Origin of the sequence: Vibrio sp. Vb1729, assembly GCF_033338655.1 — a bacterium.
Taxonomy (GTDB): domain Bacteria; phylum Pseudomonadota; class Gammaproteobacteria; order Enterobacterales; family Vibrionaceae; genus Vibrio; species Vibrio alginolyticus.
Map to the genome: position 1 here is coordinate 1 of NZ_JAWOTB010000025.1, position 12,561 is coordinate 12,561.

Consider the following 12,561-nt stretch of genomic DNA (forward strand, 5'->3'; position numbering starts at 1 on the left):
ATTTGATGAGATTGCTTCTGCTTGTCTTGCTGAGCGCTGCGATGCCCCATATACCAGCCATACGCAGCAGCTATAGGCAACAACAAGAAGAGTAGTTCAAGCATTAAAGTTAAGCCTTATCCTTATGCCTGTTTTTCAATGGCTGGCTTATCAGCAGCGTTGTTTGATTCAGTTGGTTCGTACTTTTTCAGTTTTTTCTTTAAACGACGGACCTGTAGCTGAGTTTTCAGTTGGATGCTACCAAAGATAACCCACGCTAAAGCAAAGCCAACCACAAATACTACACCTAATAGCGTAGATAAGTGGAACTCTCCTTTTGCTAGAAGATAGTTAAAAGTCACGAGCTCTTGGTTTTGGGAACCTAACGCCAATGCAATTAAAAAGAGAGCTAAAACAGCAACGATTTTTATAATTTTCATGTTACATCACCCTTCTAGGAGTAAGTCGGTAAGATTATGCAGGAAAATGCTTCTTCAGACTACGTATATTAGCAATAATCTATACCCAAGTAACCTCAAGATGCTTAGTTTGTAGACATGCTTAGAAGTTAAAGTTATTTGGGTATAGAAAGCAGCAAGGAAAACGGCTGAATCCACAATTAGATTAGTAAACGATCTTGGATGTATGACTAACTTGGATACATTACAAAAAAGCGGCATACACAAACGTATGCCGCTTTTTTCAAACTAATAAGAGTGCATTAACCAATATTTACACGCTCACGAAGTTCTTTACCAGGTTTGAAATGTGGAACGTATTTACCTTCCAATTCCACTTTATCGCCCGTTTTAGGGTTACGACCTACGCGAGGCTCGCGGTAATGAAGAGAAAAACTACCAAAGCCACGGATCTCGATACGGTCACCGCTCTCTAGTGTAGAGGCCATGTGCTCTAAAATATCTTTTACAGCATCCTCTACCTCTTTCGCTGATAAGTGTGTTTGCTCAGCGCAGAGTCTTTCAATCAGTTCAGACTTAGTCATAGTTGCCCTCTTTGAGTATCTTTATCACTTATTATAGTAAGTAATACTAATTCCAACAAACACTTGCTGACAATTCTAGACAAATTTTATGCAAAATGCGCAATGAAGAAATGCCTTTTATTAAGATAGTTTACTGTCATTAGTATTACTACTTAAATATGACCAAATATAAAAAAGGAGCCTTGCGGCTCCTTTTTTGCTTAAGCGAGTATATTATTCGCCTTTAGCAGCTTTGAAAGCGTCAGCCATTGCGTTACCGAATGCATTGTCATCTTGCTTGTTGATAGATGCCATTGCTTCTTGCTCGTCAGCTTCGTCTTTAGCTTTGATAGATAGGTTGATTACGCGGTTCTTACGGTCTACACCTGTGAACTTCGCTTCAACAACATCACCAGCGCTTAGGATTAGAGAAGCATCTTCTACGCGATCGCGTGATACTTCAGAAGCACGGATGTAACCTTCAACGCCTTCTGCGATTTCAACAGTAGCGCCTTTAGCGTCAACAGCAGTTACAGTAGCGTTAACTAGAACACCTTTCTTGTTGTCAGCAACGTAAGCATTGAATGGGTCATTTTCCATTTGCTTGATGCCTAGAGAGATGCGCTCACGCTCAGCGTCTACTGCTAGAACAACTGCAGAGATCTCGTCGCCTTTCTTGTACTCACGTACAGCTTCTTCGCCAGCAACATTCCAAGAAATGTCAGATAGGTGAACTAGACCATCGATGCCGCCTTCTAGACCGATGAAGATACCGAAGTCAGTGATAGACTTGATCTTACCAGTAACTTTGTCGCCTTTAGCTTGTGCTTCAGCGAATGACTGCCATGGGTTAGCTTTACACTGTTTCAGACCTAGAGAGATACGACGACGTTCTTCGTCGATTTCAAGAACCATAACCTCAACTTCGTCGCCAACATTAACAACTTTAGAAGGGTGGATGTTCTTGTTAGTCCAATCCATTTCTGAAACGTGAACTAGACCTTCAACGCCTTCTTCGATTTCAACGAAGCAGCCGTAGTCAGTTAGGTTAGTTACGCGACCAGTTAGTTTGTGACCTTCTGGGTAACGCTTAGCGATTGCTACCCATGGATCTTCGCCTAGTTGCTTAAGACCTAGTGATACGCGAGTACGCTCACGGTCGAACTTAAGAACTTTAACTTGGATCTCGTCACCAACGTTAACGATTTCAGATGGGTGCTTAACGCGCTTCCAAGCCATATCAGTGATATGTAGAAGACCGTCAACGCCACCTAGGTCAACGAACGCACCGTAGTCAGTAAGGTTCTTAACGATACCTTTAACTTCAGAACCTTCTTGTAGAGTTTCTAGAAGCTCGTCACGCTCAACGCTGTTCTCTGATTCGATAACTGCACGACGTGAAACAACTACGTTGTTACGTTTTTGGTCAAGTTTGATAACTTTGAACTCTAGCTCTTTGTTTTCTAGGTGAGCAGTGTCGCGGATTGGACGTACGTCTACTAGAGAGCCAGGAAGGAAAGCACGGATACCGTTTAGTTCAACAGTGAAACCGCCTTTAACTTTACCGTTGATGATACCAACAACAGTTTCAGCTTCTTCGTAAGCTTTCTCAAGTACGATCCAAGCTTCGTGACGCTTAGCTTTCTCACGAGAAAGTTGAGTTTCACCGAAACCATCTTCAACAGCGTCTAGAGCTACGTCTACTTCAGCGCCAACTTCAACTTCAAGTTCGCCAGCAGCGTTCTTGAACTGTTCAGCAGGGATAGCAGATTCAGACTTAAGACCAGCGTCAACAAGAACGAAACCGTTCTCGATAGCTACTACAGTACCTTTAACGATGCTGCCTTGTTGGAATTCTGTTTCGTTTAGAAACTCTTCAAAGAGTTGAGCAAAAGATTCAGTCATTTAATTAATCTTCAATAAATTAAACTTCCACGGGTATCCTACCGCATGGGGTTATTAAATTCGCCAGTCATCATCCTTGCGACCAACGCTCTTAGCCTAGTCGAGTATTATTACTCAGCTAGCTTCGATTCGATATATTGTAGTGCCTTTTCTACTACTTCGTCGATAGTCATCGACGTAGAATCTAGCACAAGCGCATCCTCAGCAGGGCGTAATGGCGCCACTGGGCGGTTACGATCTCGGTCGTCACGCTCTTGGATCTCGCTTAAAAGGTCAGCAAATCTAACATCTAACCCTTTCTCTTGCAACTGTTTAAGGCGTCGATTTGCACGCTCTTCAGCACTCGCATCAAGGAAGATTTTTGCTTGCGCACTCGGGAATACAATTGTGCCCATATCACGACCATCAGCAACCAGACCCGGAGCGGTCTCAAATGCACGCTGACGACGTAGTAATGCTTCACGAACACGTGGCAAAGCCGCAACTTTAGATGCTGCCATACCCGTTTCTTCTTTACGAAGCTCCCCTGACACATCTTCGCCTTCTAGAATGACCTTAACTAAGTCACCTTCCGCGATAAATTGAACGTCTAGGTGTGTTGCTAGTGGGACAAGAGCATCTTCTGACTCGGTGTCGACACCGTGGTGAATCGCAGCGAGTGCAAGTACACGATAAATTGCGCCAGAATCTAAGAGTTGGAAACCCAACTTTTTCGCCAGCAACATACATAAAGTGCCTTTACCTGCACCACTAGGTCCATCTACGGTTACAACCGGAGTTTGAGAGGACATGTTCTTCTCCACCAATAGTTTCTTTTCAGCAATTTGCTCGGTTTTCGAGGCGCACATTATACGGGTAATCAGTCTTTGGAGCGAGGAAAAATGTCGTGTAAAGCATTACACCTAATGCGTAATTGGATTCATCAATAAACATAAAGTTCAACAAAAACGGCGAGAGCTTCCGCCCTCGCCGTTTTAAATGTCATGAACTTAAGCTCGATTAAACAATCGGCTTTTGACCACGCTCAGCTAACTTTAAAATCACACTATCAGCGACTTTACCCGCCACACCTGCTAGCTTGTCGGCCAGTTTTTTCTTTTGTACATAATGCACAGAAAGTACAGTTTTATCTTTGCATGCCGCAACAACGATATCATCAGATGTACTAATGTCATCCACCAAACCAAGCTCTTTCGCTTGTGTGCCGAACCAGTGCTCACCAGTGGCTACTTTGTCTAGGTCCAAACTAGGACGACGCTCACGGATGAAGTCTTTAAACAAGACATGTGTTTCTTCAAGTTCTTGCTTAAACTTATCGCGCGCTTTATCGGTATTCTCACCGAACATCGTTAGCGTGCGTTTATATTCACCCGCTGTTAGTTGTTCGTACTCAATGTCATGTTTCTTCAACAGTTTGTTGAAGTTAGGAATCTGTGCGATAACGCCAATAGAACCCACAATTGCAAATGGTGCAGAAACAATTTTATCTGCTACACATGCCATCATGTAACCGCCACTTGCCGCAACTTTGTCAACAGAGATGGTCAGAGGAAGACCCGCAGCTTTGATTCGGTCCAGTTGAGAAGAGGCAAGGCCGTAACCATGAACCATACCACCGCCAGACTCTAAGCGAAGTAACACTTCATCACCTTCACGTGCGACAGCCAAAATAGCGGTGATTTCTTCACGTAGAGACGCGACTTCTTTTGCGTCTATGCTACCGTTGAAATCAAGAACAAATAGGTGTGGTTCACGCTTGCTATCTAATGAACCGTCTTTGCTCGCTTGTTTGATTTCTTTCTCGCGAGATTTGTTCTTCTCTTTTTCTTCTTTCTTGACGGCTTTATCTCGAGCCTTGATGAAAGCATCGTCATGCAAATGATGCTCTAACTGCTCAACAGATTGTTTGTGTTGCTCTGAAAGGTTGGTAATCTCTAACTCCCCTTTCGCCGCACCCGATTTGCCACCAGCCGATTTTGCAATAATGAGCAGAACAATTATCGCAGCAACCACCGTGATAATTTTGGCCAGAAACAGACCATAATCTAATAAAAATTCCAACGAGAGCTCCTTTATCTCATTTCAGATGACGTTAGTATGTTACGCAGAAACATCAGCGAGAAGGCAGCGCGGTTTGTAACCACTTGTTCTGATTGATAGCATACCTAACGAAAGTTCTGGAATTGGTATAACACATGAATTGGTGTATTGTAACCATCTTGTCACGATTACCAAGATTTTCCATTGAGAAACAGGCGTTTTTTAGCGTCAATTAACTATCATGGACCCTCTTACAATAATAAGGATTTATCGCCGTGAACTACTCCGTTTCAGCTGATGCTCTAAAAGGTAAAGTCATTCTTGTTACTGGCGCTGGTAATGGCATCGGCCGTCAAGCCGCGCTTTCTTATGCCGAGCACGGTGCAACTGTTATTCTCTTGGGTAGAAATGTGCAAAACCTTGAATCTATCTATGATGAGATTGAAGCTGCTGGCTATCCACAAGCTGCTATCATTCCATTGGATCTCAAGGGTGCAACTCAGCAGAATTACATTGATATGGCAGAGACAATCGAAGGACAGTTTGGTCGCTTGGATGGTCTATTACACAACGCAGGTGTCTTGAGTTCGCTGTGTCCATTTGATCAAATCAAAGAGGAAGACTTCGACGATATCATGCAGATCAACGTGAAAGCCGAAGTGCTAATGACTCAAGCATTACTGCCTGTGATGCGTAAATCAGAAGCTGGGCGTATTATCTTTACCTCTTCAACCGTCGGCCACTCTGGCCGCGCATTCTGGGGGCCATACGCTATCTCTAAATTTGCCGTAGAAGGCATGATGCAAGTTTTAGCTGACGAGCTGAGTGATACACCGATCCGCGTTAACGCAATTAACCCTGGTGCCACTCGTACTCGCATGCGTGAAAAAGCATATCCGGGTGAAGATGCGAATACTCTCAAAACGCCACTGGATATCATGCCGCTATATTTGCACTTAATGGATCCTGCGGTTACCGATGTGAACGGTCAGTGCATCGACGCTCAACCGAAGCGTAAATAACTCATTCAGGTTACCTCACATAATCGATTGAAAAGGCAGCAAACGCTGCCTTTTTTCATTTCTCTCTTCATAAAAATCTTGCGACTTTCTCCCACAGAAATATACTGTATGTATATACAGGTATTTATTATGCAAGATATTATTCAGAACTTAAAAAGCCAACACCTTGTTTGGCAAGCAAATTTAACGAAAGCAGATCCTCAGCAGTTGCAGACTAGTTCCGGTTTTTCTGAATTAGATGATTTGCTCGGCGGAGGCTTTCCACCTCATGGCGTAGTGGAGATGGAATCTATTGGTAGTATTGGTGAATTGCGTTTGCTCGCTCCTTATTTAAAAGCCACCCAGACCAATGGTGTGACCGCATTTATTCAACCTCCCGCGTTAGTGAATTCTCTGTTCTTACACTACATCGGTTTGGATATAAACCAAGTGTGGGTCGTTAATCCAGCTCATCCCAAAGATGCTCTTTGGGCTGCAGAGCAATGTCTGAAAAGTGGGGTATGCAGTAATGTTTTGTTATGGCAAGAAGAGCTTGAAATACATCAAGTGAAACGCTTACAGGTAGCGAGTGAACAAGGTACTTGCCCTCTCTTTATGCTTAAAACAGATACTATCAACCGCTTGTCTTTGCCTGTGTCACTCAGTTTAAAACTGAAAGGCGACGAGCAAGGGATTCATGTTGAAGTGCTGAAAAGGAAAGGAGGCTGGAATAGAGGTAGCGTTAGTATCGGATTCCAACACCATTACCCGCAACTGGTGAAACCATCATCTGAAACTGTGCACTCGACTGTGGTCAATTTCCCACTGGCGAACCAAGGTTAGTGATATGGCTCTGTGGATTTACTTGCACTTCCCTCGCCTGCAGCTAGACGCACTCTTTGGTGATAACCAAAAACAACCCGTGGTGATTGTCGAAAGCCAACGTTGCCAGATTATTCAATACAACGAGATTGCCGAACAACAAGGCATTAAGCCAGGTATGGGCCTAGGCAGTGCTGCGTCCTTGTGTCGAGATTTACAAGTGCATCCTTATCATCCGCACACCGAATGGAGCAAGTTACAAGAAATTGCTCAATGGCTGTATTTGATCACATCTGACGTTGTGTTGATGCCAAACCAAGGTATTTTGCTGCGTGCTACTCCAATGCTCGCTCTGTATGAAGGGTTTGAAAACTATTGGAACAAAGTCAGAGCTCACTTATCGGAGCTGAAACTGAGTTTTCAATTCGGATGTGGTTTTTCGCCTTTTGCTGCCAAATTGATGGCATTATCAGGAGCGAACGTCATCAGCGAAGACAAATCTGCCATACAAAAAGCCTTATCACCAATACCGTTAACACTGACAGATTTATCAAACGCTACCGTAGAGAAGTTACAACGTGTAGGTGTCACCACATTGCAAAACCTGCTTGAACTGCCATTGCAAGACATCGCACGACGCTTTGATATCGATTTGGTGAACTACGTTGGTCGACTGACTGGGCAGTTTAAACACCCTGTCGACTTTTATCACCCTACCGAATCCTTCCAAGTTTATTTAGAGCTGTTGTTTGAGATCGAAAACGTTCAGTGGATTGAAAAGCCGTTGGCCAAATTGCTTCGTCAACTCGAAATCTTTCTTAAATTAAGAGATAAGGTCGCTTTTGAACTGTGTTTAACACTCCACCAGCGTGAGAAACAAGAGCAACACCTTCAACTCACTTCTGCGCAAGGTGATTACCTATGTCAGCGTTGGCAACAGTTAGCGAGTTTGAGCTTAGAGTCACTCTCGCTTAATGGCCCAGTCACAGGGCTAACGTTAAAAGTCATCCGTCAAGGTGAGCCTCTTAGTGCATCACGCGATCTCTTTGCTGGGCAGAAAGGAAACATGAATGCTTTAGAGTTGCTTTCTTTACTGCAAGCTAAATTGGGAAAAAGTGCCGTTTTAAAACCCAATATTGCTTGCGATCCTAGACCAGAAAAGGCCAGTCAGTATCGCCCTGCTGATGCTACGGATGAAAAGGGGCACGCCATACCATCCATACTACGCCCAGCAATGCAATTACCGACTCCCATTGTATTGCAAGAGCAAGTTTCTTTGGTCCACGGACCTGAGCGAATAGTTTCTGGGTGGTGGGATGGTGATGAGATCATGCGTGATTACTACATTGCACACACCAAGCAAGGCCGCTGGTTATGGATATTTCGTGATCAGCACAAGCACTGGTTTCTTCATGGCTATTTTTGTTAAATCGACAGTTATTTTTGTTGGGTCATTATGAGTTACGCGGAACTATTTTGTCAGTCTAACTTCTCTTTTTTGACTGGAGCTTCTCATGCAGAAGAGCTGGTACTCCAAGCTGCTTTCTATCGCTATCAAGCTCTAGCTATAACGGATGAATGTTCAGTCGCGGGCGTTGTCAAAGCCCATGCGACCATCGAACAACATAAACTCGATATCAAACAAATCGTTGGAAGTATGTTTTGGTTAAATGATGAATGCCAAATCGTACTGCTTTGCCCTTGTCGCAAGGCTTATGCCGAGTTGTGTCGTATCATCACAAACGCAAGAAGACGCAGTGAAAAAGGCAACTATCAACTGTTCGAATGGGATTTGATGTCGGTTCGACATTGTTTGGTATTGTGGCTGCCCACACATCAAGAGAGTGATCACTATTGGGGGCGCTGGCTCAATCAACACCACGCTAATCGTTTGTGGGTAGCGATTCAGCGCCATTTGAGTAACAACGATACTGAGTACATTGCGCACTGCGAGCAGTTAGCACATGAATTTCAATTACCTATAACTGCCTGCGGAGGCGTTCTCATGCATGACGTTGAACGCTTGCCATTACAACATGTACTTACTGCTATAAAACATGGGTGTAGCGTCGATAAACTCGGTTTTGACCGTATTTCGAATACTGAGCGAGCGCTTCGTCCTTTTAAAAAGTTGATTCGGATTTACAAACCAGAATGGCTGGAAGAAAGTACTTACATCGCCGATTTATGCGAGTTTAAGCTCTCCGATTTAAAATACGAATATCCTACCGAGCTGATCCCAGATGGTTATACACCCGACTCTTACTTACGTATGTTGGTCGAACGTGGTAAAAAGCTGCGTTTTCCTGAAGGCGTGCCAGCAGAAGTCAATCAAACCATCGAGAATGAACTGGCGCTTATTCAAGAGCTTAAATACCACTACTACTTCCTTACTATTCACGACATCGTAATGTTCGCGAAACAGCAAGGCATTCTTTACCAAGGGCGAGGTTCCGCTGCAAACTCTGTGGTGTGTTATTGCCTGGAAATTACCGCCGTCGATCCTCGACAAATCGCTGTCTTATTCGAACGATTTATCAGTAAAGAACGTAAGGAACCGCCGGATATTGATGTGGACTTTGAACACGAGCGCCGTGAAGAAGTTATCCAGTATATTTACAAAAAATATGGTCGTGAGCGTGCAGCACTTGCTGCAACAGTGATCAGCTATCGCTTTAAAAGTGCCGTGCGTGAAGTCGGTAAAGCACTAGGGATTGAAGAGACGCAATTAGATTTTTTCGTTAAGAACGTTAATCGCCGAGATCGCAGCCAAGGCTGGCAAGCTCAAATTATTGAACTTGGCTTACAACCAGAATCTCTCAAAGGGCAGCAGTTTATCCAATTGGTCAACGAGATCATTGGCTTCCCACGCCATTTATCTCAGCACGTAGGTGGCTTTGTAATTTCATCTGGCCCTTTATATGAGTTGGTACCTGTTGAAAATGCCTCGATGGAAGATCGCACTATCATTCAATGGGATAAAGACGATTTAGAAAGCTTGAAGCTACTAAAAGTCGATGTACTCGCACTCGGCATGTTAAACGCCATCAAAAAGTGCTTTCAACTGGTCGAGAAACATCACCAGCGATCCCTCTCGATTTCCGAGATCACTCGCCGACAAGATGATCCACACGTGTACCGCATGATCCAAAAAGCTGACACGATAGGCGTATTCCAAATAGAATCTCGTGCACAAATGAGCATGCTTCCTCGCCTAAAGCCTGCTTGTTATTACGACTTAGTGATTCAAATTGCAATTGTTCGTCCAGGCCCTATTCAGGGTGATATGGTGCATCCTTTTTTAAAACGACGAGATCACAAAGAGCCTGTCAGTTATCCATCGGAAGAAGTAAAAAGCGTTCTTGAGCGGACTATGGGCGTCCCTATTTTCCAAGAGCAAGTCATCAAGCTAGCCATGGTAGCCGCAGGGTTTAGCGGCGGCGAGGCCGATCAACTTCGTCGAGCGATGGCATCATGGAAAAAGAATGGCGATCTCGCTAAATTCAGACCAAAACTGATCAATGGCATGCAAGAGAGAGGCTATGACTTAGCGTTTGCTGAGCGCATTTTCGATCAGATTTGCGGCTTTGGTGAGTACGGCTTCCCTGAAAGTCATTCAGCGTCTTTCGCAGTGCTGGCATATTGTTCTGCATGGTTAAAATATTATTATCCAGCCGAATTTTACACTGCATTGCTGAACAGCCAACCAATGGGATTTTATAGCCCATCGCAATTAGTACAAGATGCTCGCCGACATGGCATCGAAGTATTGCCGGTGTGCGTCAATCATTCAAAATATCAACATCATCTCGTCTCACGTCCGAATGGCAGGCTCGGCGTGCAACTTGGTTTTCGCTTGGTGAAAGGCTTTAACGCAGAAAGCGCACAAAGGCTTATTGAGCGCAAACCACTTAATGGTTACCGATCGATTCAAGAAGTAAAGCAGATATTAAGAAGCCGAAGTGACATTGAATTATTGGCTTCAGCCAATGCATTTCAGGCCTTGTCAGGGAATCGTTATAACGCTCGCTGGGCAGCAATGGATTCCTTATCTGACCTACCATTGTTTCACAAGGTCGAAGAACCCAATGTTAGCTACCAGACTCAACCTTCTGAATATGAAAATTTAACTGAGGATTACGCAAGCACGGGACTATCTCTTAGCCGCCATCCAATTAAATTATTAGAAAAAACGGGCAAACTCCCTCACTTTACTCGCATGATGCAACTGGCAGAGAAGCCGCATAAGTCACTGGTCACAGTGGTAGGCGTGGTAACAGGAAGACAATCTCCAGGCACCGCCGCTGGCGTGACATTTTTTACGCTAGAAGATGACACGGGCAACATTAATGTGGTCGTTTGGCAAGCGACAGCACGAGCCCAAAAGCAAGCGTATTTAGGCGCTAAAGTATTAATGGTGAAAGGCATTCTTGAAAGAGAGGGAGAAGTCACGCACGTTATTGCTGGCAAATTGATTGATTGCACGCACTACTTGAACAATCTACAAAGTAAATCTCGGGATTTCCATTAGTACAGAGGAATTAAGGAGAGAGATGTTAAAAATCAGAGAGAGGTGCGCTCCCTCTGATTTCACTAGATCTAATCATGCACTTTTAGAAAGCATCTGGCGTAATCGGTCTTGAGCAACTTCAACCAGCAGATCCGGTTGGAATTTAGATATAAAGCGATCACAGCCTACTTTTTGTACCATGGCTTCATTAAAACTACCGCTCAGAGAAGTGTTCAATGTGATAAACAACTTAGACATACGTGGATCTTGGCGCACTTCATGGGTCAGTTTATAACCGTCCATTTCAGGCATTTCAGCATCCGTAATCATCATCAACAGCTCTTTTTCTACATCTTTACCTTCATCACACCAACGTTTTAAAACCGTTAACGCTTCTAGCCCGTCACGACACTCGATGATATTCATACCCAATTGAGAAAGCGTATCGCGAACTTGATTACGAGCTGTAGAGGAATCATCCACAATCAGAACATTACGCCCGACCATTGCTTGGGCCAGTTCTTGATCGAGAATGTCCTCCGAAATAGTCACGTCGTAATGCACGATCTCTGCTAAAACTTTTTCAACGTCAATAATTTCGACAATTTGAGAGGCATCCCCCTCTTTGATTTGCGTGATAGCCGTGAGGTAATTCGAGCGACCAGACGTGGGAGGAGGCGGCTGAATTTCAGTCCATGCCGTATTAATAATGTTTTTAACCGGACCGACTAAGAAGCCCTGCACCGTGCGGTTGTACTCTGTCACGATCAAATTTTCTTCTTCCGCTTCACCACGTAAAGCAGGAAAACCAATTGCGCCTCGTAAATCAATCACTGGTACCGCTTCACCTCGTAGAGAAGCAACCCCACGAATATTGTAGTGCGATCCAGGGAGCTTGGTTAACGGTGGAAGCTTGATGACCTCTTTCACTTTGAACACATTAATCGCAAATAATTGGCGACTATTTAAAGTGAACAGCAGAAGCTCTAGTCGATTTTCACCAACCAAGTTTGTACGCTGGTCAACCGTATTTAACACTCCGGACATACTACTACCTAAATTATGGATAATTCTTATTTTACTCGAAATCAGTACAGACACAGCAAGGTTATATAACCAAATAACCTTAAAATATTTGGCTTTTCGAGCACAGCTTTAAAGTACAACAGTTTTAGCGTATTACTTCTCTTTGCATCAGACGCAAAGTCACGCAGCACATTGAAAGCCATTTTGTTTATTTACTTGAGCTTTTTAGGAAATTACATGAATGGCGCAGATATAGCAATGCAACATAACTCAAATTCCCTTTCTAGTAATAGGCG

General features: G+C 43.9%; 10 protein-coding genes. 4 read left to right on the forward strand and 6 right to left on the reverse strand.

Annotated elements, in window-relative coordinates; translation table 11 throughout:
• Positions 1-122: 122 nt before the first annotated feature.
• The 5 genes from R7E29_RS13575 to sohB all read right to left on the reverse strand — a co-directional run bounded on the left by R7E29_RS13575 (position 123) and on the right by sohB (position 4,927).
• Positions 123-419, reverse strand: a complete 297-nt coding sequence (locus tag R7E29_RS13575) for a LapA family protein (RefSeq protein ID WP_005376663.1) — start codon at positions 417-419, stop codon at positions 123-125.
• Between the two features lie 281 nt (positions 420-700).
• A complete protein-coding gene (gene ihfB / locus R7E29_RS13580; RefSeq protein ID WP_005385816.1) occupies positions 701-982 on the reverse strand; it encodes an integration host factor subunit beta in 282 nt (93 codons plus the stop codon).
• Positions 983-1,195: 213 nt separating this feature from the next.
• A complete protein-coding gene (gene rpsA, locus R7E29_RS13585) occupies positions 1,196-2,866 on the reverse strand; it encodes a 30S ribosomal protein S1 (RefSeq protein WP_005385817.1) in 1,671 nt (556 codons plus the stop codon).
• Between the two features lie 110 nt (positions 2,867-2,976).
• Entirely contained in the window at positions 2,977-3,657 is a 681-nt protein-coding gene (gene cmk / locus R7E29_RS13590; RefSeq protein ID WP_021033981.1) for a (d)CMP kinase, read from the reverse strand.
• Between the two features lie 208 nt (positions 3,658-3,865).
• Positions 3,866-4,927, reverse strand: coding sequence for a protease SohB (gene sohB, locus R7E29_RS13595; protein WP_005385819.1), 1,062 nt, complete (start codon positions 4,925-4,927; stop codon positions 3,866-3,868).
• A 254-nt stretch (positions 4,928-5,181) separates the two neighbouring features.
• Here sohB and R7E29_RS13600 point away from each other — a divergent pair, with 254 nt between their 5' ends.
• The 4 genes from R7E29_RS13600 to R7E29_RS13615 all read left to right on the forward strand — a co-directional run bounded on the left by R7E29_RS13600 (position 5,182) and on the right by R7E29_RS13615 (position 11,260).
• Positions 5,182-5,928 carry a YciK family oxidoreductase gene (locus R7E29_RS13600; RefSeq protein ID WP_005372980.1) on the forward strand — a complete coding sequence of 249 codons (747 nt, stop codon included), beginning with the start codon at positions 5,182-5,184 and terminating at the stop codon, positions 5,926-5,928.
• A 129-nt stretch (positions 5,929-6,057) separates the two neighbouring features.
• Positions 6,058-6,750 (forward strand): translesion DNA synthesis-associated protein ImuA, encoded by a 693-nt coding sequence (imuA, locus tag R7E29_RS13605; protein ID WP_017633866.1) that lies wholly within the window; start codon positions 6,058-6,060, stop codon positions 6,748-6,750.
• A gap of 4 nt (positions 6,751-6,754) precedes the next feature.
• Positions 6,755-8,158, forward strand: coding sequence for a Y-family DNA polymerase (locus tag R7E29_RS13610; protein WP_017633865.1), 1,404 nt, complete (start codon positions 6,755-6,757; stop codon positions 8,156-8,158).
• Positions 8,159-8,185: 27 nt separating this feature from the next.
• The gene (locus tag R7E29_RS13615) at positions 8,186-11,260 is read left to right on the forward strand and encodes an error-prone DNA polymerase (RefSeq protein ID WP_017633864.1); all 3,075 of its coding nucleotides are present in this window, start codon (positions 8,186-8,188) and stop codon (positions 11,258-11,260) included.
• A gap of 72 nt (positions 11,261-11,332) precedes the next feature.
• Here the strand turns inward: R7E29_RS13615 and R7E29_RS13620 are convergent, their stop codons facing one another.
• Complete coding sequence (locus tag R7E29_RS13620) at positions 11,333-12,286, reverse strand: chemotaxis protein CheV (RefSeq protein ID WP_054576216.1); 954 nt, start codon at positions 12,284-12,286, stop codon at positions 11,333-11,335.
• Between the last annotated feature and the right edge of the window lie 275 nt (positions 12,287-12,561).